This is a genomic window from Neorhizobium sp. DAR64872/K0K18 (assembly GCF_050500175.1).
Lineage (GTDB): Bacteria > Pseudomonadota > Alphaproteobacteria > Rhizobiales > Rhizobiaceae > Neorhizobium > Neorhizobium soli.
Genome location: NZ_CP191446.1, coordinates 1880192 through 1904888, shown reverse-complemented (window position 1 = coordinate 1904888; position 24697 = coordinate 1880192). Strand labels below are relative to the sequence as shown.

The window sequence follows — 24697 nt, the reverse complement described above, 5'->3', positions numbered from 1 at the left end:
TACCGGAACTAGGTCGCCTGTTGTCTTACGCGGTGAGGTCGGCCTTGCGGCTGTCTAAATAGGACGCAAGCGATTGGGGCTTTTCACCTGTCAGCGTCTCGTAATCGTCGGTCACCAGATCAAAGTTGCCCGCCTTGATATTGGCGTCGGCGGATACGAGCATCTTGATCAGGAAGTCGGGAAGCCCCGCATTGGCCATTCCGCCTGCAAGTTGCTCCTCGGTGACTTTGACGACCGCAAGCGGCTTGCCTGTGACCTTCGAAACCAGTGCTGCGATCTCGTCCGCGCCGAGGCTTTCCGAGCCCGTCAATGTCACCGTCCTGTTGCCGGCCGGGGGATTGGCGAGCGCTGCTGCGGCGGCGCGGGCGCAGTCATCGCGCGAGATGTTGGAAAGCTTGCCGTCGCCCATGGCCGTGTACCAGGTGCCGGTCGCGAGGTTATGCGGCATCGACATCAGATAATTGTCGCTGTACCAGGCGTTGCGCAGGATCGTGTAGGACAGCCCCGTCGCCTTGATGGCCTCTTCGGTGCCGAGATGATCCGGCGCGAAGCTCACCAGCGATCTGTCCGGGTTCGGCATAGATGTGTAGAGGATGTGCTTGACGCCGGCCTTTTCAGCAGCGGCAACGGCAGCCTTGTGCTGCTTGAGGCGACCACCCGGCGTGGCGAGATCATCGGTCGAGATGATCAGTAAGCGATCAATCCCGGCGAAGGCGCCCAAAAGCCCGGCCTCGTCGGTGAAGTCAGCCTTGCGGGTTTCGATGCCCTTGGCCGCAAGCTCCGACAGTTTGGATGGATCGCGGCTTGCGGCAACGATATCGCCTGCGGAAACCTTCGATGTCTCCAGGAGGTGATGAAGAACGGCGCGGCCGAGCTGACCGGCGGCACCGGTGACGAGAAGTTTGGTCATCCTGCGTTTCCTATCTTTGTAAGTCTCAAAAAGAGACTAACACTAGAATAGGAATTGACGACCTCCTGTAAAGGAGGCAGTTTTGAGGGAGATCGTTACCAAAAGGGAACCACCGCAATGGCCGTTACCGCACGCAAGCCGACGCTGGCTGAGCAGCCCTGTGACACGTCGACCTGGGATGCCGGGAACTGTCCGGTCCGGGACGTGATGAACCAGATCGCAGGCAAGTGGTCGACGCTCATTCTTCAGGCGCTTTCGGAAAAGCCGTACCGGTTCGGCGAGCTGCGGCGGCTTGTGCCCGATATTTCCCAGCGGATGCTGACGCAGACGCTGCGGGATCTGCAGCGCGACGGTTACATCGATCGGCAGGTGTTTCCGACCAAGCCGCCAAGCGTCGAATACCGGATGACGCCGCTAGGCTACTCGCTGTTTGAACCACTCTCGGCAGTGCTTGCGTGGGCGGCAAGCAACCACGCCAACGTCAGGGCGGCACGGTCGAAGTTCGACGCGAGCGATCTTCGCTAACACAAAGGGCGGCCCGAAGACCGCCCTTGTCATTCCACTCTACCAAACGGATCAGGCGTCGAGCGATGCCATGTCGATGACGAAGCGGTAGCGCACGTCGCTCTTCAGCACGCGCTCATAGGCTTCGTTGACGTCCTGGATCTTGATCATCTCGATTTCCGAAACGATGTCGTGCTTGCCGCAGAAATCCAGCATGTCCTGGGTTTCCTTGATCGAGCCGATCATCGAACCCGACAGGCTCTTGCGGCCCGGGATCAGCGAGAAGGCATGAACCGGGATCGCATGCTCCGGTGCACCGACAATGACCATCGAGCCGTTGACCTTGAGCAGGCCAAGATAGGCGTTCCAGTCGATCGCCACGCCTGCCGTGCAGATGATCAGATCGAATGTGCCGGCAAGCTTGGTGAAGGTTTCCGCGTCGCTCGTCGCGTAATATTCCTTGGCGCCGAGCTTCAGGCCGTCTTCCTTCTTGGATAGGCCCTGCGAGAGGACGGTGATATCAGCGCCCATCGCGGAACCGATCTTGACGCCCATATGGCCGAGACCGCCCATGCCGACGATCGCGACCTTCTTGCCAGGGCCAGCCTGCCAGTGGTGGAGCGGCGAATAGAGCGTGATACCGGCGCAGAGCAGCGGAGCGGCAGCATCGAGCGGAAGATTGTCCGGGATCGACAGGACATAGCCTTCCTTGACGACGATGTGATCGGAATAGCCGCCCTGGGTGGCCGCATTGCCGTTCAACGTATCGACATCGTTATAGGTCTGGACGAGGCCCGGCATATACTGCTCGTTGTCGACATCACGCGCTGCGCAGCCGACGCAGCTATCGACGAAGCAGCCGACGCCGACGCGGTCGCCGACCTTGAATTTGGTGACGGCCGAACCGACGGCGGTAACGATGCCGGCGATCTCGTGACCGGGAACGATCGGGTAGACGGCGTTCTTCCATTCGTTGCGGACGGTATGGATGTCGGAATGGCAGATGCCGGCGAATTTGATATCGATCACCACGTCATCTTCATTCGGCTCGCGGCGCTCGAACGTAAACGGCGTAAGTGGCTTGGTGGCGTCGGTCGCGGCATAGCCTCGTGCAATAGCCATGGAAAACTCCATTCATTTTCAGTTGAAATCAACTGCCGGACTATGCCGATCCGTCGTCACAAGCGTTAGATCGATCCTGCAAGCTTCTTGCACGATCCTACAAATTCCGTTTTCGGATACTACCTCTGTCTTGTGCCTGATATGGATTTGCCATGTCAGTGCCGGAACGCGCGACGGTGGTGAGACTTCATGACAATTTCCTTCATGCCTTATCAGGAACTGACGGCACTCGCTGCCCGGCATGCGGTCGAAGGCAATGAGGGCACGACTGCGATCGAAGGGTTGCGGCTGCACCGATGTTCGGCTCCAACAGCGCCGCTTCATACGGCCTATTCTCCCAGTTACACGCTGGTCCTACAGGGCTCCAAGAGCCTGACGCTTGGCCGTGAGACGTACCGCTATGGCGTTGGTCAGTATCTTCTGACATCACTCGATCTGCCCGTCGCGTCCTGGGTGGTGGAGGCCAGCGGCGATATTCCCTACTACTGCCTCTGTCTCGATCTGAAGATGGAGCGGCTGCACGAATTGTTCGACCGTATCAACTTCCAGCCAGACTCTCTGGCAAGCGAGGGATACCGCGGGCTGACGGTCAACCATGCGTCGCCTGATCTGATCGATGCGACAACCAGACTGGTGCGGTTGCTCGATACGCCATCCGATATCGCTGCGATGGTGCCGCTTATCGAACAGGAGATCTTCTACCGCCTGCTGACCTCGCCCGATGGGCCAAGGCTTGTCCATATGGCCATGTCGGAAACGCAGAGTTCCAGAATCGCACGCGCCGTCAGTTGGTTGCGATTAAATTTCCATCGTCCGCTCAAGATCGAGGATCTGTCGGATCACGTGGGAATGAGCCCGTCCTCGTTCCACCATCACTTCAAGGCCGTGACGGCTCTCACGCCGGTTCAGTTTCAGAAGCATCTGCGGCTTCACGAGGCGCGCCGGTTGATGCTGGTCGACGGACTGGACGCGGGCAATGCCGGCCACCGTGTCGGTTACCAGAGCCCATCCCAGTTCAGCCGCGAATATGGCCGTCTCTACGGTATGTCTCCGAGCCGTGACATCAGCTCAGTGCGTGAGCCGTCTGCCAGCTGATCGCAAATCACGCCGACTAGCTAGAGTTCTCTCCCGGCTAGCGAATGCCAACTCATCCCGCATCTTATTCGCGTGACCCGCCAGAAGCACTTGACGGGCATGGGAAATCATTTATACCGGCAGAACCGTACCGTACGGTACTTCAGAGGTGAGCCGTGAGAACCGAAACCGCAGACATGCCCGACTTTTCGCCGCGCCAGAACGAGGTTCTGGAACAGGCGCTGCGTCTGCTCGTCGAAGGCGGGGAGAAGGCGCTCACCACATCCGGGCTTGCGCGCGCTGCAAGCTGCTCGAAGGAAAGCCTCTACAAGTGGTTCGGCGACCGCGAAGGCCTGCTGGCGGCGATGATCGCCCATCAGGCCGCCAAGGTCCGCACTTTCGAGCGCTCCGGCGAGCGGCTGAGCGCCGAGCTTCTGCGCGAGCATCTCGAACTTTTCGCACGCGATCTGCTGGAGGTTCTCTCCGGCGACGTGTCGCTGGCGCTGAACCGGCTGGCGATCGGCCAGTCGGGACCGGGTGCCGGACCGAACGGATCCAAGCTCGGCAAACTGCTGGTCGAGCACGGCCGCCGCCAGATCGATCGTCGCGCCATGGCGCTGATCGATGCGGGCAAACGGGTAGGTCTCCTGCGGTTCGACAACGCGGATGCCGCTTATCATACGCTTTACGGCCTGATCGTCTCTGATCTGCATGTTCGCATGCTGCTCGGCGAACCGGGGCTGAAGGATACTGCACGCCAGGCGGAAAGAGCCATCGATGCCTTTCTGTCGCTGTATCGCACCGAGAAACAGCCGCTGGAGGTGTTGCGCACCTCCTCGGCCCGCTAATCATCAACAACAGTTACGTTCATAGGGAAGGAACATACGATGCGCGTTTATTACGATCGGGATGCTGATCTCAATCTCATCAAGTCCAAGAAGGTTGCCATCATCGGTTACGGTTCGCAGGGTCGCGCCCACGCGCTGAACCTGAAGGACAGCGGTGCCGGCAATGTCGTCATCGCCCTGCGTGCCGATTTGCCGACCGTCAAGAAGGCCGAAGCCGATGGCTTTAAGGTCATGACCGTTGCCGAAGCTGCCGCCTGGGCAGATCTGATGATGATGGCGGCTCCCGACGAGCTGCAGGCAGACATCTACAAGGCCGACATCGCCGGCAACATTCGCGACGGCGCTGCGATTGCTTTCGCACACGGCCTGAACGTCCATTTCGGCCTGATCGAGCCGAAGGCTTCGGTCGATGTCGTCATGATCGCACCTAAGGGCCCAGGCCATACGGTTCGCGGCGAATACCAGAAGGGCGGCGGCGTTCCCTGCCTCGTTGCCATCGACCAGAACGCGTCGGGCAATGCACTTGAGATCGCTCTCTCCTACGCTTGTGGCGTTGGCGGCGGCCGGTCCGGCATTATCGAGACCACGTTCAAGGAAGAGTGCGAAACCGATCTGTTCGGCGAACAGGCTGTTCTCTGCGGCGGTCTCGTCGAACTGATCCGCGCCGGTTTCGAAACGCTGGTCGAAGGCGGTTATGCGCCTGAGATGGCCTATTTCGAATGCCTGCACGAAGTGAAGCTGATCGTCGACCTGATCTATGAAGGCGGTATCGCCAACATGAACTACTCGATCTCCAACACGGCCGAGTGGGGCGAATACGTCACCGGTCCGCGCATCATCACCGCCGAGACAAAGGCCGAGATGAAGCGGGTTCTGACCGATATCCAGACCGGCAAGTTCACGTCCGACTGGATGCAGGAATACCGTGCCGGTGGCGCCCGCTTCAAGGGCATCCGCCGCATGAACGACAAGCACCAGATCGAGGAAGTCGGCACCAAGCTTCGCGCCATGATGCCATGGATCGGCAAGAACAAGCTGGTTGACAAGGCCGTCAACTAAGCGATTGTTGCAGATTGAAACGGAGGCCGGAGCCGAAAGCTCCGGCCTTTCGCATTTCTGGGTGACGTCGAGCGGGTGAAGTCGCCGGTCGAGGCTCCCCGGTCAACCATTGCTTAAGCAAGTTCTGCGATTCTCTCTCGCAGTTCGGATCGATCCTGATCCAGTTTAGCGTAATGGGTAGGCGTCTCGTGAGCATGTGGACCAAGCATCACAAGAAAAGAAAATTCGGTCGTTTCGTCCTGCCTGCCATCACGATCGCATTCGTTTCCTATTTCGGATATCATTCCGTGCATGGCGAACTCGGGCTGATCGCGACGGAGAAATTCGAGAAGCGGCGGATCGAGCGGGTTGCCGAACTGACAAGGCTGACCGACGGTCGCAAGGCGTTGGAGCGTCAGGTCCAGCTGATGAGCGACGGGTCTCTCGAGAAGGACATGCTCGACGAGATCGCCCGCTACCAGCTCAACGTCTCCAAGCGCGACGAGATCGTGATCTTCAACAACTACTTCTAAATTAACCACAAGCTGGTTAATTTCACAATTCAGCAACGATATCAGTGATTTAATTTGGATGTGAGCCATGCAATTATGGCATTGCTGGTCCGTGCTTTCTTCCCTATGTTACGCTCCGAAACCAGGGTGCGTCATTTTGACATGATGTCCCCTTTATAAAGAGCAGCACACAGGGAGGGATCGATGGCGCAAGCTAAAACCGCGTCTACGTCCGGCCGCAAAACGGCGGCAAAGTCTGCAACCCAGAACGTTTCAAAGGATTTTACCGGCAAGAATATGTCGGACTTCGGCAAGGATGACGAGCTGCACGCGTATCGCGAAATGCTGCTCATCCGCCGCTTCGAGGAAAAGGCCGGCCAGCTTTACGGCATGGGCTTCATCGGTGGTTTCTGTCACCTCTATATCGGCCAGGAAGCTGTCGTCGTCGGCATGCAGATGGCGCAGAAAGAGGGCGATCAGGTCATCACCGCCTATCGTGACCACGGCCATATGCTGGCAACCGGCATGAGTGCCCGTGGTGTGATGGCGGAACTGACGGGGCGTCGCGGCGGCTATTCCAAGGGGAAGGGCGGCTCGATGCACATGTTCTCCAAGGAAAAGCAGTTCTATGGCGGCCACGGCATCGTCGGCGCGCAGGTGTCTCTCGGCACCGGTCTTGCTTTCGCCAATGCCTATCGCGGCAATGACAGCGTATCGGTCGCCTATTTCGGCGATGGCGCTGCCAACCAGGGCCAGGTGTACGAGAGCTTCAACATGGCTGCTCTCTGGAAGCTCCCGATCGTCTATATCGTCGAGAACAACCGTTATGCGATGGGCACATCGACCGCCCGCGCGACGGCGCAGTCGAACTATTCGCTGCGCGGCTCCGGCTTCGGCATTCCCGGCATCCAGGTGGATGGCATGGATGTGCGCGCCGTCAAGGCCGCCGGCGACGAGGCGCTCGCTCACTGCCGTTCCGGCAAGGGTCCGATCATTCTCGAAATGCTGACCTACCGCTACCGTGGTCACTCGATGTCCGACCCGGCGAAGTATCGTTCCAAGGAAGAAGTGCAGAAGATGCGCTCCGAGCAGGACCCGATCGAACAGGTGCGTCTGCGCATCCTCGACGGCGGCTGGGCGACCGAGGACGAACTGAAGGCGATCGACAAGGATATCCGTGACGTGGTCTCGGATTCTGCAGATTTTGCCCAGAACGATCCGGAGCCGGATGTATCCGAGCTCTACACCGACATTCTGCTCTGATCGCGGGGAGGGAACCTCAATGCCAATCGATATCCTGATGCCCGCGCTTTCTCCCACGATGGAAGAAGGCACGCTCAGCAAGTGGCTGAAAAAAGAGGGTGACAAGGTCACCTCCGGCGACGTGATCGCCGAAATCGAGACCGACAAGGCGACCATGGAAGTGGAAGCTGTGGATGAAGGCGTGATCGGCAAGTTGCTGATCGAGGCCGGCACCGAAAACGTCAAGGTCAACACCAAGATCGCAATCCTGCTTGCCGAAGGCGAAACCGCCGACGACATGAAGGCTGACAAGCCTGCACAGGAAAGTGCGCCCCAGGCAGATGCTCCGAAGGCCGATGCCGACACTCCGGCTGCAACTTCGGATGCTGCCGGCGGCAAGGCCCGCGAAGCCAAGGACGAGACACCTGCTGACGCCAAGGTTCCGGCGCAGCCGAAGATCGAAATTGCTGCCGATCCGGACATTCCGGCCGGCACCGAAATGGTGATGACCACGGTTCGCGAAGCACTTCGCGATGCCATGGCCGAAGAAATGCGTCGTGATGGCGATGTGTTCGTGATGGGTGAAGAAGTCGCCGAATACCAGGGCGCCTACAAGATCACGCAAGGCCTGCTGCAGGAATTCGGCGCGCGTCGCGTCGTCGATACGCCGATCACCGAACACGGCTTTGCCGGCGTCGGCGTCGGTGCTGCGATGGCCGGCCTGAAGCCGATCGTCGAGTTCATGACCTTCAACTTCGCCATGCAGGCGATCGACCACATCATCAACTCGGCTGCCAAGACGCTCTACATGTCCGGCGGCCAGATGGGTGCGCCGATCGTGTTCCGTGGCCCGAATGGTGCTGCTGCCCGCGTCGGCGCGCAGCACAGCCAGGATTATGCCGCCTGGTACAGCCAGATCCCGGGCCTCAAGGTCGTCATGCCCTATACGGCTGCCGATGCGAAGGGTCTTTTGAAGGCTGCAATTCGCGATCCGAACCCGGTCATCTTCCTGGAAAACGAGATCCTCTACGGTCAGCAGTTCGAAGTGCCGAAGCTGGACGATTTCGTTCTGCCGATCGGTAAGGCGCGTATCCACAAGACGGGCAAGGACGTCACCGTCGTGTCCTTCGGCATCGGCATGGCCTATGCCACGAAGGCGGTTGCCGAACTCGAGAAGGACGGCATCGATGTCGAACTGATCGATCTTCGCACCATCCGTCCGATGGACCTGCCGACCGTGATCGAATTGGTGAAGAAGACCGGTCGTCTGGTTACCGTCGAGGAAGGCTATCCGCAGTCGTCGGTCGGTACCGAAATCGCCACCCGCGTCATGCAGCAGGCCTTCGACTATCTCGACGCGCCGATCCTGACGATCGCCGGCAAGGACGTGCCCATGCCTTACGCCGCCAACCTTGAAAAGCTGGCGCTGCCGAATGTCGGTGAAGTCGTTCAGGCGGTGAAGACCGTCTGCTACAAGTAAGGATCCGGTCATGCCGAAATCTTCTGTGAAGCAGATTCTGCCGGTTTCCGGTTCTTGGTTCCGAGTGATCGGCACCAAGAACAACCCGGTGTTTGAAAGAATTGTGTTCTGGGCCTTGGTCAAGACCGAAGACACCGAGGTGATCGTCGGTGTCCCGCGCGAAGAGATTGGCGTGATTGGTGCCGTAGACGGCTGGCTTGAAGACGTTGCCGGTTACATCGAAGTGACGCCTGAGGACGTCACCCGGCTGACGGAACATCCTGACGAACTTGCCCAGTTTGAACTTGTGTGGGCGGAGGATTAACATGCCTATCAACATCACCATGCCTGCCCTGTCGCCGACCATGGAGGAGGGCAACCTCGCCAAGTGGCTGGTCAAGGAAGGCGATACGGTCAAGTCCGGCGACGTGATCGCCGAAATCGAGACCGACAAGGCAACGATGGAAGTCGAAGCCGTCGACGAAGGCGTTGTCGCCAAGCTGGTGGTTCCGGCCGGCACCGAAGGCGTCAAGGTCAACGCCCTGATCGCCATCCTTGCGGTCGACGGCGAAGATGTTTCGGCTGCCGCTTCCGGCGGCGAGGCTCCGAAGGCTGAAGCCCCGAAGGCAGATGCTCCGAAGGCTGAAGCCGCTCCTGCGGAGAAGGCGTCCGAAGCGCCGAAGTCCGAAGCCAGTTCCGACAAGCCGCTGACGGATGCCGCTCCGGCACCGTCGACGCCTGCTCCGAAGGCAGAAGACGGCAAGCGTGTGTTTTCGTCGCCGCTCGCCCGTCGTATGGCCAAGGAAGCCGGTCTCGATCTCACCGGCGTTACCGGCACCGGCCCACATGGCCGTGTCGTCAAGGCCGATATCGAGAAGGCAGCCGCTTCCGGCGGTGCAAAGCCTGCTTCTTCTGCTGCAACGCCGGCAACTGCCGGTGCCGCTCAGGTTCCAGCCGCGCCAATGGCAAAGGGTCCGTCGGACGACAACATCATGAAGCTGTTTGCGGAAGGCTCGTACGAGCTTCTGCCGCATGACGGCATGCGCAAGACGATTGCCTCGCGCCTGACCGAGTCGACCCAGACGGTTCCGTCGTATTTCGTTTCGATGGATTGCGAACTCGATGCGATGCTCAAGCTGCGCGCCGAGATCAATGCGTCCGCGCCGGTGAAGAAGACGGAAAAGGGTGAGGTTCCGGCCTTCAAGCTTTCCGTCAATGACTTCATCATCAAGGCGATGGCGCTGGCGCTTCGGGATGTTCCGATGGCGAACGCCTCCTGGACGTCTTCTGCCCGCGTCCTGCACAAGCATGCGGATGTCGGCGTCGCCGTGTCGATCCCGGATGGTCTGATCACTCCGATCGTCCGCAAGGCCGAGACGAAGACGCTTTCGGTCATCTCCAACGAGGTCAAGGACCTTGCCAAGCGGGCCCGCGACAAGAAGCTGAAGCCGGAAGAATACCAGGGCGGCACCACGTCTGTGTCCAACCTCGGCATGTTCGGTGTCTCCAACTTCACGTCGATCATCAATCTGCCGCAGGCCTCGATCGTCTCCATCGGCGCCGGTGTCGAGAAGCCGGTCGTGCGTGGCGGCAAGCTCGAAGTCGGCACTGTGATGACGGCAACCTTTGCCTTCGACCACCGAGTCATCGACGGGGCGCTCGGCGCAGAGCTGGCCTCGGCCTTCAAGCGCTACATCGAAAGCCCGATGGGCATGCTGGTTTAAGAAATCTCGGCCGCGGCCTAAGTCGCGGCCGTTCCCATCGGTGAATGCGCTTGATGCGTGACATTTGTAAGCTGCTCCACCATATTTGATGGAGCGGAATACGGTCCGCTCAGGAGCACGTCGATGGCGAACGAACCGGTGGACATGATCATGCCGATGCTGCGTGAAATACGCGGTGAAATGCATGAGATACGCGGTGAACTCGGTGCCGTGAAACAGCAATTGCACAAGCTTGAGATCGGCCAGAAGAGTATTCGCAATGCGCTGACCGCCGATACAATGCTCTCGAAATTCATGACCGGTGATTTCGAGGAGCGGATATCCGAGCTTGAAAGCAAGGTCGAGACGCTGATGAAGGGGACCTGACCTCGACAGGGACAGGTCGGCAGGGAATGACTGGGCGTATGGACACTATGAAAACCGTTCTTTGCTTCGGCGACAGTCTCACATGGGGGTATGACCCCGTTGGTCCCGGTCGTCACGCGTTCGAGGATCGCTGGACGAGCGTGCTCGGCGCCGCACTCGGAGACGAGGTCACGGTGATTGCCGAGGGCCTGAACGGGCGCACGACAGGCTATGATGATAACCTCGCCGATTGCGATCGCAACGGCGTCAGAAATTTTCCGACCGTCCTCCACACCCACATGCCGCTTGATCTGGTCGTCATCATGCTCGGCACCAACGACATGAAGCCAGTGATCGCCGGCACGGCGCATGCGGCGCGGGCCGGCATTCAGCGGCTGGTCGCACTGATCCGCCATCACGAATGGTCGTTCGACTATGATGCACCTGACGTGCTGATCGTTTCGCCGCCGCCGCTTTGCGAGACCGGGGACCCGATCTTTTCGGCGATGTTCCAGGGCGGGATCGAGCAGTCGTCGATGCTCGCCTCGCTCTATCGCGATCTCGCCGATGAACTCGGTTGCGGCTTCTTCGATGCGGGATCGGTCTCAAAGACCAGCCCGCTCGACGGTGTGCATCTGACCGCTGAAGACACCCGCGCCATCGGCCGCGGCCTTGAGCCGATCGTCCGGATGATGCTCGGTATCTGACCCAAGAATTCACATCGGCAGGCCGCGTATGGATGGTCGCCGCAGACACAGACTTAAAAAGACAAAGGCAGGAAACAATGGCTCAGTCCTACGATCTCATCGTTATCGGCGCCGGCCCGGGCGGCTATATCGCCGCGATCCGTGCATCCCAGCTGGGCATGAAGGTTGCCGTCGTCGAGCGCGAGCATCTGGCCGGCATCTGCTCCAACTGGGGCTGCATCCCGACCAAGGCGCTGTTGCGAACCGCCGACGTGCTGCACACAGCCCAGCATGCCAAGGATTACGGCCTGACGCTGGAAGGCACGATCACTCCCGACGTCAAGGCGGTCGTTGCGCGGTCGCGCGGCATTGCCAACCGCATGAACAGCGGCGTCGGCTTCCTGTTCAAGAAGAACAAGATCGATATCATCTGGGGCGAGGCCAAGGTCACCAAGCCGGCATCCGGTTCGCAGATGGCCGAGATCGTCGTCGGCAAGATCACCAAGGAGATCGTCCAGCCGCAGGGTCCTGTTCCCAAGAACACGCTGGGCGAGGGCACATACAACGCCAAGCACGTCATCGTCGCCACGGGCGCCCGTCCCCGTGCGCTGCCGGGCATCGAGCCGGATGGCAAGCTGATCTGGACCTACTTCGAGGCGATGAAGCCCGAGGAGCTGCCGAAGTCGCTGCTCGTCATGGGGTCTGGCGCGATCGGCATCGAGTTCGCGTCGTTCTATCGCACGATGGGCGTCGACGTGACCGTGGTCGAAATCATGAGCCAGGTCATGCCGGTCGAGGATGCCGAAATTTCGGCCTTCGCCAAGAAGCAGTTCGACAAGCAGGGCATCAAGATCCACCTCGAAGCCAAGGTCGCGAAGGTCGAGAAGGGTGCAAACTCGATCACGGCCACGATCGAGAAGAAGGACGGTTCGTCCGAGAAGATCACCGCAGACCGGATGATCTCGGCTGTCGGCGTGCAGGCCAATATCGAGAATATCGGCCTTGAGGCTGTCGGCGTGAAGACCGACCGCGGCTTTATCGTCATCGACGGTTACGGCAAGACCAATGTCGAGGGTATCTACGCGATCGGCGATGTCGCCGGCGGTCCGCTGCTTGCGCACAAGGCCGAGCATGAAGCCGTCGTCTGCATCGAGAAGATCGCCGGCCTGCCGAACGTGCACGCCATGGACAAGAGCAAGATCCCGGGCTGCACCTATTGCAATCCGCAGGTCGCCTCGGTTGGTCTGACCGAAGCCAAGGCCAAGGAGCAGGGCCGCGAGATCCGCGTCGGCCGTTTCTCGTTTGCAGCCAATGGCAAGGCCGTTGCGCTCGGCGAGGACCAGGGCATGGTCAAGACGATCTTCGACAAGAAGACAGGCGAGCTCATCGGTGCACATATGGTCGGGGCGGAAGTGACCGAACTCATCCAGGGCTTCGTCGTCGCGATGAACCTCGAGACGACAGAGGAAGACCTGATGCACACGATCTTCCCGCATCCGACGATTTCGGAATCGATGAAGGAAAGCGTTCTCGATGCCTATGGTCGCGTCTTGAACGCTTAAGTCTCAGCGCCGATTGCATATGGGCGGCTTGCCGCCCATATCTGCTGAAGAGGTTTGAACGGAGTAAGTCATGGGCGTGGGCTGGTTTGCAGCGATCATCATCGGAGGCCTGGCAGGCTGGCTTGCCGGCAAGCTGATGGATATGCGCTTCGGCATCTTCATGAATATCGTGATCGGCATCGTCGGCGCGGTGATTGCCAACGCGATCTTCAATGCGGCCAACATCCATGTCGCCAGCGGTTGGCTGGGTTACCTCGTGCAGGGTTTCGTCGGCTCGTGCATTTTGCTATTTGTCGCAAAACTCGTCAGGCGTTGACGGTACCCGCATTCAAAGCGGTTGAGGACAGTTATTTATGGTCACCATTCTCGACAGGATAAACCTTATCACCCCGGCCACGGGCGATGAGAAGCGTGTCCGCCATCCGGAAAAGGCGCATCGGCCCGATACCGAAGTGCTGCGCAAGCCGGAATGGATCCGTGTCAAGGCTCCGGTTTCCAAGGGCTATCAGGAAACCCGTTCGATTGTGAAGGAGCACAAGCTCGTCACCGTCTGCGAGGAAGCCGGTTGCCCCAACATCGGCGAGTGCTGGGACAAGAAGCACGCCACGTTCATGATCATGGGCGAGATCTGCACGCGCGCCTGCGCCTTCTGCAACGTCTCGACAGGAAAGCCGAACGCGCTCGACCTGTCAGAGCCTGAAAACGTCGCAAAGGCCGTCAAGGAGATGGGCCTGCAACACGTCGTCATCACCTCGGTCGATCGTGACGATCTGGCCGACGGCGGTGCCGAGCATTTCGAGAAGGTGATCTGGGCGATCCGTGCGGCGTCACCGTTGACGACGATTGAAATCCTGACGCCGGACTTCCTCAAGAAGCCGGGCGCTCTCGAGCGAGTCGTTGCGGCAAAGCCTGACGTCTTCAACCACAATATGGAGACGGTTCCGGGCAATTATCTGACGGTTCGCCCCGGTGCGCGGTATTTCCACTCGGTTCGCCTGCTGCAGCGGGTGAAGGAACTGGATCCGACGATGTTCACCAAGTCGGGCATCATGGTCGGCCTCGGCGAAGAGCGCAACGAAGTGCTGCAACTGATGGACGACCTGCGGACCGCCGACGTCGACTTCCTGACGATCGGCCAGTATCTGCAGCCGACCCGCAAGCATCATGCGGTGATGAGTTTCGTGACGCCGGAGGAGTTCAAGTCCTACGAGACCGTGGCCTATACGAAGGGCTTCCTGATGGTGGCGTCCAGCCCGCTGACGCGGTCGTCGCATCACGCAGGCGATGATTTCGCCCGTCTGCGCGCCAATCGCGCCCGCAAGCTGCTCGCAGCAGCGGTGTAATCCGCACTTCTGCGGTCTGGCGGCCGATCACTCGGCCGCTTGAATCTTCTCGATCTTATCCTGGTTCTTGTCCTGCCCGCGGCGGCGCTCGCGCAGCGTCGTGCGATGTCCGCGTGTCTCGGCTTTCGCCATTTCCACAAAATAGGCGAGCATGGGGAGCTGGTTCATATCGGCCAGTTGCTTGGCGGATTCGAGCAGCTTGATCATTTGCGTGAAGTCATCCATGGAATGCGTCTTTCCGACAGGTAAAGGCCAGTCATCTCCCGTGAAGCGTTATACGCAGGATTGATCCCGCGGATCATTACAACTTCATTGCTGAGACATTAAAATTATTTAATCTTTCGGCGTCCCGTTATCGAGCCGAGCGGCGACGTCCCAGATATGCCTTGAAGCAACAACCCGCCAGAGGGCAGGGCCATTTTTTTGGACGACAGCGAGAGCGCAGGATTTGGGCGCGCCTGATGTTGAAATCGCACCGACACATGCGTCAGCTTCTTGATCTTCTGCCTGTGCGCGATTAACTCCACGACATGCCCAAGTTCGAAATACGACGCCCCGTCAAGCATAGTCCCGAGAAGATGTACGCGCTAGTCGCCGACATCGAGAAATATCCGGAATTCCTGCCGCTTTGTGAAGCGCTGTCGATCCGTTCCCGCAAGGAACGTGACGGCAAGGAGTTGCTGCTTGCCGACATGACCGTCGGCTACAAGGCGATTCGTGAGACTTTTACGACCCAGGTCCTGCTGCATCCGGCGGAGCAGGCGATCGATGTCAAATATATCGAAGGTCCGTTCAAGTATCTCGATAACCGCTGGCGGTTCGAGCCGGCGACGGACGGTTCCGACGGTTGCACCGTTGCCTTCTTCATCGACTATGAATTCAAGAGCATGATTCTCGGCGCTCTGATGGGCTCGATGTTCGACCGCGCCTTCCGCATGTTTGCTGAAGCGTTCGAAGCGCGCGCGGACAAGATCTACGCCTGATTGGGGTCAGGTTCAGGCCGCCGCCTCCAGCAGCATCTCCAGCGCTGTCCTGACGGTCGCAATCCGGATCTTGGTTCGGCCGATGTCGCCGTAGCGCATCTCCCGGTGCAGGATCTTTCCGTTCCGGCCGCGCGCTGCGAGATGGACCAGCCCGACTGGCTTTTCGGCCGAGCCGCCGCCGGGGCCTGCTATGCCTGTTACGGCAACAGCGAGATCGGCGCGGGAGCGGAACAGGGCGCCAGTTGCCATCAACAGGGCAGTTTCCCTTGAGACGGCGCCGTGTGTTGCAAGCACCGATGAGGGCACGCCCAGCATGTCCATCTTCGCATCGTTGGTATAGGTGACGAAGCCGCGGTCGACGACCGCCGACGACCCGGCGATTTCGGTCAGTGCTCCGGCGATCAGGCCGCCGGTGCAGGATTCCGCCGTCGAGACCATCAGCTTGCGCTCCGAAAACGTCTCGATGATGTGTCGGGCCTGTGCCTCGATATCGTCCGGAAACAGGCTCATGCCTTCACCGAGCCGAACACGACGGTGGCTGTGGCAATCGCCGCGATCCCCTCGCCACGGCCGACAAATCCGATCTTCTCGTTGGTCGTCGCCTTGACCGAACAGCGGTCGAGCGAGATGCCGAGGATTTCGGCGAGCTTTTCGCGCATTTCCTGACGATGCGGACCGACCTTGGGGGCTTCCGCAATCAGCGACACATCGGCATTCATGATGGTGCCGCCGTGCTCGCGCACGATCTTCGCAGCATGTTCGAGAAAGATCCGTGAGGCGGCACCTTTCCACTGCATGTCGGACGGTGGAAAGTGGTCGCCGATGTCGCCGGCGCCGCAGGTGGCGAGCAGCGCGTCGGTGAGGGCGTGCAGCGCCACGTCGGCATCCGAATGACCGCTCAGTTTCTGATCGTGCGGAATGAAGATGCCGCACAGCGTCACGCCGTCGCCGGACACGAGCTGGTGGACGTCGTAGCCATTGCCGGTGCGAACATCCGGCAGATAGTGTGGGGCAGGGTTGCCCTGCGTGAGTTTTTCGTCAGCCATATCGATATCCCGCTTCAGCGTCAGTTTGATATTGTCGACGGAGCCTTCCACAATCGTCACGGCAAGGCCCGCCCATTCGGCGATCGAGGCATCGTCGGTGAAGTCGTCGTGGCGAAGGGCTGCGGCCTTTTCATGCGCGGTGCGGATTTCCGAGAGACGGAAGCTCTGCGGTGTCTGGGCCGCATAGAGCCCCGCCCGCGACACCGTTTCGTGCACCAGCCCGTCCGATCCGCCACGCTTCAGCGTATCGGTCACCGCCATCGCCGGCAAGATTCCGTCATTGCCCGCGGCAAAGCCCTCTGCAATGCGATCCAGCAGTGCGTGGTCGACGAAAGGGCGGGCCGCGTCATGGATCATCACGTGGGTCGCCTCCGTTGCCGCAATCGCCCGCAGGCCCTCGTAGACGGAGCGCTGCCTTGTATCGCCGCCGAAGGTGACAATGATGTTCTCGGCTCCGCCAAGTCCGTCCGTCGAGGCGGCGTAGAGCGCCTCGTCTTCCGGGTGGATGACCACGACGATCGGGCCGCTCTTTGGCCAGGTCAGAAATTTCTGCAGCGTATGATGAATGACTGGCAAGCCACCGATACGGCGATATTGTTTTGGCCCGTCTCCCGGCGCACCCGCACGCTCTCCGCGGCCAGCGGCCACGATGACGATGGCTATCTTGAAGATCTCGCCGTCCATGAGCCCTCGGAAATTGGTGGGAGGTTGACAGCCGCAGAACTATAGGACCAAAAGCCTTAATTCCAGCACGTCGCTTAAAAATAACGCAGCTCGTGAATTGCCCTTGGCAAACGCATGACTCCTGAATAAAAATAGTGCAGAAGAATTATCTGCCCGAAAGATCATCATTTGTCGCTCCCTGATCTATCCTCATCTTTTCATATCGGGCCAGTCGCCATCCGTAATCGGGTCGTCCTGGCGCCGATGTCCGGCGTCACCGATCTCCCGTTCCGCACGCTTGCCTGGCGTCACGGTGCGGGTCTGGTCGTGACCGAGATGGTGGCGAGCCGCGAGCTGGTGATGAACCGCGAGGAATCCTGGTCGCGCCTGCAGGGAACGGGGATCACGCCGCATATGGTGCAGCTCGCCGGTCGCGAAGCGCACTGGATGGCGGAGGCGGCAAAGATCGCCGAAGCCAATGGTGCCGATATCATCGACATCAACATGGGCTGTCCGGCCAAAAAGGTGACGGGTGGCTATTCCGGTTCGGCGCTGATGCGCGATCCCGATCACGCGCTGTCGATGATCGAGGCGACCGTCAAGGCGGTCAACGTGCCGGTCACCGTCAAGATGCGGCTCGGCTGGGACGAGAATACCATCAACGCGCCAGACATCTCGCGGCGCGCCGAACAGGCCGGTGCCCGGATGATCACCATTCATGGCCGCACCCGCATGCAGTTCTACGAGGGCAAGGCGGACTGGGGTGCCATTCGTGCCGTTCGCGATGAAATCTCGATCCCGCTCATCGCCAACGGCGATGTCGAGACGCCGGAAGATGCGGCCGAGATCATCCGGCGTTCAGGCGCCGATGCGGTCATGGTCGGACGCGGTGCGCAGGGTCGTCCCTGGCATATCGGATGGCTGGCCGGCGCGGCTGCACCGGGTCGCGAGGAGATGGCTGTCATCGTCGTTGAACATTACGAAGCGATGCTGGAGCTCTATGGACGCGAGGGCGGGCTTCGGCACGCAAGGAAACATCTCGGCTGGTATCTCGACCGGTTCGCGCCGAACCTGCCGGCAGATCAGAAGGGCGCAATCATGATCTCGAAGGACGCGACCGACGTTTCGAAAAGAATGTCGTCGGCACTGCTCGACGGTGCGTTCGATGAGTCGGCAAGGAAGGCAGCATGACCAAGTCTCCCGCACCCGATGCCGCGCAGGGACAAGCGCTGGCCATGGCGGTTCTCAATTCCGTTCAGAACCCGGTCATCCTTGTCGATGCCGAAGGCAGGGTCGCGTTTGCCAACTGGGAAGCCGAGTCGTTCTTCGGCTCCAGCGCCTCGCATCTCGCCAAGAACACGATCTCGAGTTTCATTCCATTCGGAAGCCCGCTTCTTGCGCTGATCGATCAGGTGCGCGAGCGCAAGGCGCCCGTCAACGAGTACCGTGTCGACCTGTCGTCGCCGCGGCTTGGCCAAGAAAAGCTGGTCGACCTCTATGTCGCGCCTGTCGTCAGCGAACCGGGGTCTGTCGTCGTGGTGTTCCAGGAGCGCTCGATGGCCGACAAGATCGACCGCCAGCTGACCCACCGGGCAGCGGCGCGATCGGTCACCGGCCTCGCGTCGATGCTGGCGCACGAGATCAAGAACCCGCTCTCCGGCATCCGCGGCGCGGCCCAGCTCCTCGAGTCGGTCGTGCCGGACGAAGACCGCTCTCTGACCCGGCTGATCTGCGACGAGACCGACCGGATCGTGTCGCTGGTCGACCGTATGGAAGTGTTCTCCGACGAGCGTCCGATCGACCGGATGCCGCTCAACATCCACTCCGTGCTCGATCATGTGAAGGCCATCGCCAAGGCGGGGTTCGGACGCGACATCAAAATCGCGGAAATGTACGATCCGTCGCTGCCGCCGGTCTATGCGAACCGCGACCAGCTGGTGCAGGTGTTTTTGAACCTCATCAAGAATGCCGCCGAAGCGGTGGGTGATCAGCCGGATGCTGAGATCATGCTGACCACCGCCTACCGGCCGGGCATCCGCCTGTCGGTTGCCGGCACGCGGGAGAAGATCTCGCTGCCGCTGGAATTTTGCGTCATCGACAACGGTCCGGGCGTCCCGGCCGATATCCTGCCGCATCTGTTTGACCCCTTCATCACCACCAAGACGAACGGTTCCGGCCTTGGTCTGGCGCTGGTTGCTAAGATCATTGGTGCCCATGGCGGCATCATCGAATGCGACAGCCAGCCGCGCCGGACGATATTCCGCGTTCTTATGCCCATGCACAAGGAAGAAGGCGGCGATGGCCGCGCCTTGAACTTCACAGGAAGCGATTAATGACTGCCACGATCCTTGTCGCAGACGACGACGCAGCCATCCGCACGGTTCTCAACCAGGCGCTAACCCGCGCCGGTTATGACGTCCGCATTACATCGAATGCCGCAACGCTATGGCGCTGGATTTCCGCCGGCGAGGGCGATCTTGTCGTCACCGACGTGATCATGCCGGACGAGAACGCGTTCGACCTCCTGCCGCGCATCAAGAAGGCGAGGCCGGATCTTCCGGTACTGGTCATGAGCGCCCAGAACACGTTCATGACCGCCATCAAGGCCTCGGAGAAGGGCGCTTACGACTATCTGCCGAAGCCGTTCGACCTCACCGAGCTGATCGCCATCATCGGCCGGGCGCTGGCCGAGCCGAAGCGCAAGCCGGCCCGCCTCGACGACGATACGCAGGACGGCATGCCGCTGGTCGGCCGTTCGACGGCGATGCAGGAAATCTATCGCGTTCTGGCGCGTCTGATGCAGACCGACCTGACGCTGATGATTACCGGCGAGTCGGGCACCGGCAAGGAGCTTGTCGCCCGCGCCCTGCATGACTACGGCAAGCGCCGCAACGGCCCCTTCGTCGCGATCAACATGGCGGCAATTCCGCGCGATCTGATCGAGTCGGAACTGTTCGGCCATGAGAAGGGAGCCTTCACCGGCGCCCAGAACCGCTCGACCGGCCGTTTCGAACAGGCAGAAGGCGGAACGCTATTCCTCGACGAAATCGGCGACATGCCGATGGATGCCCAGACACGGCTTCTTCGCGTTCTTCAGCAGGGCGAATATACGACGGTTGGCGGTCGCACGCCGATCCGCACCGACGTGCGCATCGTTGCCGCGACCAACAAGGACCTGAAACAACTCATCAACCAGGGTCTGTTCCGCGAGGACCTTTATTATCGCCTCAACGTCGTTCCTTTGCGCCTTCCACCGCTCAGGGATCGCGCCGAAGATATTCCCGACCTCGTCCGTCATTTCATGCAGATGGCGGAGAAGGAAGGTCTCGACGGCAAGCGTTTCGAAACGGAAGCGCTGGATGCGATGAAGGCCTATGCATGGCCGGGCAACGTGCGCGAGCTGGAAAACCTCGTGCGCCGCCTGATGGCGCTTTATCCACAGGATGTGATCACCCGCGAGATCATCGAAACGGAGCTTCGCTCCGATGTGCCGGATAGCCCGATCGACAAGATGACGGCCCGTTCAGGGTCTCTCACCATTGCCCAGGCCGTCGAAGAGAACATGCGGTCATACTTTGCCGGTTTCGGCGAAAACCTGCCGCCGCCAGGTCTTTACGACCGGGTTTTGACGGAAATGGAGTATCCATTGATCCTTGCCGCGCTGACGGCCACCCGTGGCAACCAGATCAAGGCGGCGGATCTTCTCGGCCTCAACCGCAATACTCTGCGCAAGAAGATCCGCGAACTGGGCGTTTCGGTCTATCGCAGCTCCCGCGGCGCGTAGTCCTGTCATTTCCGTTCGCCACAATCGCTTGACACTTCTGCTTCATCGTTGCATTTTCGCCACAAAGCGTTGCTTAAACATCACGCAGATTTACGCTTCAGGCTGAGCCTCCAGGCTCGGCCCGAGCAGCGCGAGTTTTCGTTGCAAATGAATGACTGGCGTCTGCGTCCGGATGAGATATCCGCACCGGCCACGCCACGAAGGCCGGGGTTTTAACGATGACGGATGGCGCTGCAACGCAGTCGGCCGAAACGGAGCCGGCAGCTGTAGTCCACGATCGGCGTGCATCCTTCGCGCTGCCGGGCCTGCTTCTTGCCGGTGGTGCTCTGATCTGCGCCACACTGACGCTGTTCGTGCTGCTGGGCGTGACGCCGGTCGCGCCGACGACCAATGTCGTGATCGCGTCCGCCGCAATCAATTCGCTGTTCATTCTCGGCCTTGTCTACCTGATCGGCAGAGAGGTCGGACGACTGGTAAAGGCCAGGCGTCGTGGCCGTGCGGCGGCCCGTCTGCATGTCCGCATCGTCGTCCTGTTCTCGTTCGTCGCGATCACGCCCGCCGTGCTGGTTGCGATCTTTGCCAGCCTGACGCTGAGCGTCGGTCTGGATCGCTGGTTTTCGCTGCGCACCCAGTCGATCGTGCAGTCGTCGCAGGACGTTGCGCGGGCCTATATGATGGAGAACGCAAGTTATCTTCAGGGCCAGACCGTCTCGATGTCGAACGATCTCGAGCGGAACCGGGCGATGTATTACCTTGACCGCACCGGTTTCATCGATCTTCTGACCCGTCAGGCGCGAGGCCGTGGTCTGCTCGGCGCCTTCCTGGTGCAGGAGGATGGCCAGGCGGTCGCACAGGCCGACATCAAGACGGAAAAGCCGCTTCCCGCCATTCCGCAGGATGCATTGAAGAGCGCTGCGTCCGGCCAGCCGACGCTGATCCCGCCGGGCATTACCAACCTGGTTGGCGCCGTCATCAAGATCGATACGATCCCGGGCGCCTTTCTCTACACGATCCGGGCCGTCGATCCGCGCGTCATGAACGCGATGCGGCTGATGGAGGAGAACACCGCCGAATACAAGGCGATGGAAGCCGGCCGCATGTCGCTGCAGGTCGCCTTCGCCGTGCTCTATCTCGGCTTTGCGCTGATCGTGCTTCTGGCCGCCATCTGGGCCGCCATCGCGGTTGCCGACCGTATCGTTCGACCGATCCGGCTTCTGATCAGTGCGGCAGACAGCGTCGCGACCGGCAATCTCAACGTCGTCGTCCCGGTTCGCACTGTCGACGGTGACGTGGGCAGCCTGTCGCGCACCTTCAACAAGATGATTTCCGAAATCCGCAGCCAGCGCGATGAAATTCTCGAGGCCAAGGACGAGGTCGACGACCGCCGCCGGTTTATCGAAGCCGTGCTGTCGGGCGTGACCGCTGCCGTCATCGGCGTCGAGGCGGATCGCCGCATCACCATCGTCAATCCGACGGCCGAAGACTTTCTCGGTGCGCCTGCCGAGGAGCTGATGGGCAAGACGCTTGATGATGTAGCGCCCGAGATCGACCACGTTCTGACTGAGGCGACCGCCCGCTCGCGCGGTGATTTCCGCAAGCAGGTCAACCTGATGCGCAACGGCACCGAGCGGACGCTGTCCGTCCAGGTCACCCGTGAAGAGCAGCGTTCGCCGCAGGATGCCTATGTCATCACGCTGGATGACATTACCGACCTCGTCATTGCCCAGCGTTCCACCGCCTGGGCGGATGTGGCGCGGCGTATCGCGCACGAGATCAAGAACCCGCTCACCCCGATCCAGCTTTCTGCCGAGCGCCTGAAGCGCCGCTACGGCAAGCAGATCGACGCCAGCGACCGGGCCGTGTTCGACCAGTGCACCGATACGATCGTGCGCCAGGTGGGCGATATCGGCCGCATGGTCGATGAATTCTCCTCGTTTGCCCGCATGCCGAAGCCCGCCAAGGAAGATGCGGACCTGCGCGATATCCTGCGCGATGCCATCTTCCTGCGCGAAATGGGTGAGACACATGTGGACTTCATTCGCGAGCTCGGCGATCAGCCTCTCAAAGGCCTGTTCGATGCCCGCATGCTGGGCCAGGCTTTCGGAAACCTCGTCAAGAATGCAGTCGAGGCGATCGAGGCGGTGCCGAGCGATCAAGAGCGCGACGGCCGCAAGATCATGGTCCGCGCGGCTCTCGAAAAAGGCCGGGACACGTTCGTCGTCGATATCATCGACAACGGCAACGGACTGCCGACCGAAAACCGGCACCGTATTCTGGAGCCATACATGACGATGCGCGAGAAGGGCACGGGCCTTGGCCTCGCGATCGTCAAGAAGATCATCGAGGAGCACGGCGGACAGCTGGAGCTGCACGATGCCCCTCACGATTTCGATCATGGCAAGGGCGCCATGATCCGGGTGCTGCTGCCGCATGTCGAGCGGGTGGCAAAGCCCAACACAGATAATAACGATAGGGAACTGGCATATGGCATCTGATATTCTTGTCGTCGATGACGAGGCCGACATTCGTGACATCGTTTCGGGGATCCTGTCCGACGAGGGCCATGAAACGCGAACGGCCCACGATGCGGACAGCGCACTTGCGACGATATCCGACCGTGTGCCACGGCTCGTCTTTCTCGATATCTGGATGCAGGGATCACGTCTCGATGGTCTGGCACTCCTCGAGGAGATCAAGTCCCGTCACCCGGACCTCCCCGTCGTCATGATTTCCGGTCACGGCAATGTCGAGACGGCGGTATCAGCCATCAAGCGCGGTGCCTTCGACTTTATCGAAAAGCCGTTCAAGGCCGATCGGCTGATCCTGATTGCGGAGCGCGCGCTCGAAAATTCCAAGCTGAAGCGCGAAGTGACCGAGCTGAAGCGCCGTACCGGGGACGCCGCCGAACTGGTCGGCACGTCGGTTGCCGTGTCGCAGCTTCGCCAGACGATCGAGAAGGTATCGCCCACCAACAGCCGCATCATGATTCTCGGCCCTTCCGGTTCCGGCAAGGAGCTGGTGGCACGGATGATACACAAGAAGTCCTCGCGAGTGACGGGGCCGTTCGTGGCGCTCAACGCCGCAACGATCACGCCTGACCGCATGGAGATCGCGTTGTTCGGGACCGAGGGCGGGCCCGGCCAGCCGCGCAAGATCGGTGCGCTGGAAGAGGCGCATCGCGGCATTCTCTATCTCGACGAGATCGGCGAAATGCCACGCGAGACGCAGAACAAGATCCTGCGCGTGCTTGTTGATCAGCAGTTCGAACGCGTCGGCGGTTCCAAGCGTGTGAAGGTCGATGTGCGCATCATCTCGTCCACCGCCCTCAATCTCGAGAGCCTGATTGCCGAAGGGGCGTTTCGCGAAGATCTCTATCACCGCCTCGCGGTCGTGCCGGTCAAGGTACCGGCGCTTGCCGAACGGCGGGAGGATATTCCTTTCCTTGTCGACATGTTCATGCGCCAGATTTCCGAGCAGGCGGGCATCCGCGCCCGCAAGATCGGGGACGATGCCATGGCGGTGCTGCAGGCGCATGACTGGCCGGGCAATATCCGCCAGCTGCGCAACAATATCGAACGGCTGATGATACTTGCCCGCACCGACGGTCCTGATACGGCGATATCAGCGGATATGCTGCCGCCGGATCTCGGCGACATGCTGCCGAAAGTCTCATCCAAGGGCGATGTCCACATCATGACGCTGCCTCTGCGCGAGGCGCGTGAAATGTTCGAACGCGACTATCTCGTCGCGCAGATCAACCGCTTCGGCGGCAACATTTCGCGCACAGCGGAATTCGTCGGCATGGAGCGCTCGGCGCTGCACCGCAAACTGAAGTCGCTGGGCGTGTAAGGG

At 60.5% G+C, this 24697-nt stretch carries 25 protein-coding genes; 20 read left to right on the top strand and 5 right to left on the bottom strand.

What is annotated here, in order from left to right:
• Positions 1-25 precede the first annotated feature (25 nt).
• Entirely contained in the window at positions 26-910 is an 885-nt protein-coding gene (locus ACQY1P_RS14800) for an SDR family oxidoreductase (protein ID WP_430254083.1), read from the bottom strand.
• Positions 911-1027: 117 nt separating this feature from the next.
• Here ACQY1P_RS14800 and ACQY1P_RS14795 point away from each other — a divergent pair, with 117 nt between their 5' ends.
• Positions 1028-1435: a winged helix-turn-helix transcriptional regulator gene (locus tag ACQY1P_RS14795; RefSeq protein ID WP_430254081.1), complete on the top strand. Its 408-nt coding sequence runs from the start codon at positions 1028-1030 to the stop codon at positions 1433-1435.
• Positions 1436-1486: 51 nt separating this feature from the next.
• On the opposite strand, the gene ACQY1P_RS14790 is transcribed toward ACQY1P_RS14795, so the two are convergent.
• Positions 1487-2536, bottom strand: a complete 1050-nt coding sequence (locus ACQY1P_RS14790; protein WP_062457989.1) for an NAD(P)-dependent alcohol dehydrogenase — start codon at positions 2534-2536, stop codon at positions 1487-1489.
• A 189-nt stretch (positions 2537-2725) separates the two neighbouring features.
• On the opposite strand from ACQY1P_RS14790, the gene ACQY1P_RS14785 reads away from it, so the two are divergent.
• The 13 genes from ACQY1P_RS14785 (at position 2726) to lipA (ending at position 14369) form a co-directional block, all read left to right on the top strand.
• Positions 2726-3631 carry an AraC family transcriptional regulator N-terminal domain-containing protein gene (locus ACQY1P_RS14785; RefSeq protein WP_430254079.1) on the top strand — a complete coding sequence of 302 codons (906 nt, stop codon included), beginning with the start codon at positions 2726-2728 and terminating at the stop codon, positions 3629-3631.
• A gap of 176 nt (positions 3632-3807) precedes the next feature.
• On the top strand, positions 3808-4458 hold the full coding sequence (locus ACQY1P_RS14780) for a TetR/AcrR family transcriptional regulator (protein ID WP_062456344.1): 651 nt from the start codon (positions 3808-3810) through the stop codon (positions 4456-4458).
• Between the two features lie 39 nt (positions 4459-4497).
• A complete protein-coding gene (gene ilvC, locus ACQY1P_RS14775; RefSeq protein WP_430254078.1) occupies positions 4498-5517 on the top strand; it encodes a ketol-acid reductoisomerase in 1020 nt (339 codons plus the stop codon).
• 194 nt (positions 5518-5711) lie between these two features.
• Entirely contained in the window at positions 5712-6029 is a 318-nt protein-coding gene (locus ACQY1P_RS14770; RefSeq protein WP_062581006.1) for an FtsB family cell division protein, read from the top strand.
• A 183-nt stretch (positions 6030-6212) separates the two neighbouring features.
• Positions 6213-7271, top strand: a complete 1059-nt coding sequence (gene pdhA, locus ACQY1P_RS14765; RefSeq protein WP_062456352.1) for a pyruvate dehydrogenase (acetyl-transferring) E1 component subunit alpha — start codon at positions 6213-6215, stop codon at positions 7269-7271.
• A gap of 19 nt (positions 7272-7290) precedes the next feature.
• The gene (locus ACQY1P_RS14760; protein WP_430254076.1) at positions 7291-8730 is read left to right on the top strand and encodes a pyruvate dehydrogenase complex E1 component subunit beta; all 1440 of its coding nucleotides are present in this window, start codon (positions 7291-7293) and stop codon (positions 8728-8730) included.
• Between the two features lie 10 nt (positions 8731-8740).
• On the top strand, positions 8741-9034 hold the full coding sequence (locus ACQY1P_RS14755; RefSeq protein ID WP_062580997.1) for a hypothetical protein: 294 nt from the start codon (positions 8741-8743) through the stop codon (positions 9032-9034).
• A 1-nt stretch (position 9035) separates the two neighbouring features.
• The gene (locus tag ACQY1P_RS14750) at positions 9036-10433 is read left to right on the top strand and encodes a pyruvate dehydrogenase complex dihydrolipoamide acetyltransferase (RefSeq protein ID WP_430254074.1); all 1398 of its coding nucleotides are present in this window, start codon (positions 9036-9038) and stop codon (positions 10431-10433) included.
• Between the two features lie 123 nt (positions 10434-10556).
• On the top strand, positions 10557-10799 hold the full coding sequence (locus ACQY1P_RS14745; protein WP_062456364.1) for a hypothetical protein: 243 nt from the start codon (positions 10557-10559) through the stop codon (positions 10797-10799).
• Between the two features lie 47 nt (positions 10800-10846).
• Complete coding sequence (locus ACQY1P_RS14740; protein ID WP_430254072.1) at positions 10847-11485, top strand: SGNH/GDSL hydrolase family protein; 639 nt, start codon at positions 10847-10849, stop codon at positions 11483-11485.
• Between the two features lie 77 nt (positions 11486-11562).
• The gene (gene lpdA / locus ACQY1P_RS14735; RefSeq protein ID WP_430254070.1) at positions 11563-13026 is read left to right on the top strand and encodes a dihydrolipoyl dehydrogenase; all 1464 of its coding nucleotides are present in this window, start codon (positions 11563-11565) and stop codon (positions 13024-13026) included.
• Between the two features lie 70 nt (positions 13027-13096).
• Positions 13097-13342, top strand: coding sequence for a GlsB/YeaQ/YmgE family stress response membrane protein (locus ACQY1P_RS14730; RefSeq protein WP_062456372.1), 246 nt, complete (start codon positions 13097-13099; stop codon positions 13340-13342).
• Between the two features lie 37 nt (positions 13343-13379).
• Positions 13380-14369: a lipoyl synthase gene (gene lipA / locus ACQY1P_RS14725; RefSeq protein WP_113110628.1), complete on the top strand. Its 990-nt coding sequence runs from the start codon at positions 13380-13382 to the stop codon at positions 14367-14369.
• Positions 14370-14396: 27 nt separating this feature from the next.
• Here the strand turns inward: lipA and ACQY1P_RS14720 are convergent, their stop codons facing one another.
• Positions 14397-14594, bottom strand: coding sequence for a hypothetical protein (locus tag ACQY1P_RS14720; protein WP_062580987.1), 198 nt, complete (start codon positions 14592-14594; stop codon positions 14397-14399).
• A gap of 305 nt (positions 14595-14899) precedes the next feature.
• Between ACQY1P_RS14720 and ACQY1P_RS14715 the strand changes: the two genes are divergently transcribed.
• Positions 14900-15352, top strand: a complete 453-nt coding sequence (locus ACQY1P_RS14715; protein WP_062456381.1) for a type II toxin-antitoxin system RatA family toxin — start codon at positions 14900-14902, stop codon at positions 15350-15352.
• A 12-nt stretch (positions 15353-15364) separates the two neighbouring features.
• Here the strand turns inward: ACQY1P_RS14715 and ACQY1P_RS14710 are convergent, their stop codons facing one another.
• Together ACQY1P_RS14710 and ACQY1P_RS14705 are read right to left on the bottom strand one after the other, a co-directional pair.
• Entirely contained in the window at positions 15365-15862 is a 498-nt protein-coding gene (locus ACQY1P_RS14710) for a CinA family protein (RefSeq protein ID WP_430254068.1), read from the bottom strand.
• A complete protein-coding gene (locus tag ACQY1P_RS14705) occupies positions 15859-17082 on the bottom strand; it encodes a bifunctional 2-C-methyl-D-erythritol 4-phosphate cytidylyltransferase/2-C-methyl-D-erythritol 2,4-cyclodiphosphate synthase (RefSeq protein ID WP_113110626.1) in 1224 nt (407 codons plus the stop codon). Before ACQY1P_RS14705 ends, ACQY1P_RS14710 begins: the two co-directional genes overlap by 4 nt.
• Before the next feature lie 147 nt (positions 17083-17229).
• Between ACQY1P_RS14705 and dusB the strand changes: the two genes are divergently transcribed.
• The 5 genes from dusB to ACQY1P_RS14680 all read left to right on the top strand — a co-directional run bounded on the left by dusB (position 17230) and on the right by ACQY1P_RS14680 (position 24694).
• Positions 17230-18252: a tRNA dihydrouridine synthase DusB gene (gene dusB / locus ACQY1P_RS14700; protein ID WP_430256715.1), complete on the top strand. Its 1023-nt coding sequence runs from the start codon at positions 17230-17232 to the stop codon at positions 18250-18252.
• Positions 18249-19394 carry a two-component system sensor histidine kinase NtrB gene (locus ACQY1P_RS14695; protein ID WP_174196560.1) on the top strand — a complete coding sequence of 382 codons (1146 nt, stop codon included), beginning with the start codon at positions 18249-18251 and terminating at the stop codon, positions 19392-19394. Before dusB ends, ACQY1P_RS14695 begins: the two co-directional genes overlap by 4 nt.
• Positions 19394-20845, top strand: coding sequence for a nitrogen regulation protein NR(I) (gene ntrC / locus ACQY1P_RS14690; RefSeq protein WP_062456396.1), 1452 nt, complete (start codon positions 19394-19396; stop codon positions 20843-20845). The genes ACQY1P_RS14695 and ntrC overlap by 1 nt, the downstream gene beginning before the upstream one ends.
• Before the next feature lie 218 nt (positions 20846-21063).
• Positions 21064-23340 (top strand): ATP-binding protein, encoded by a 2277-nt coding sequence (locus tag ACQY1P_RS14685; protein ID WP_430254065.1) that lies wholly within the window; start codon positions 21064-21066, stop codon positions 23338-23340.
• A complete protein-coding gene (locus ACQY1P_RS14680) occupies positions 23330-24694 on the top strand; it encodes a sigma-54-dependent transcriptional regulator (RefSeq protein ID WP_062456399.1) in 1365 nt (454 codons plus the stop codon). Before ACQY1P_RS14685 ends, ACQY1P_RS14680 begins: the two co-directional genes overlap by 11 nt.
• Positions 24695-24697 lie beyond the last annotated feature (3 nt).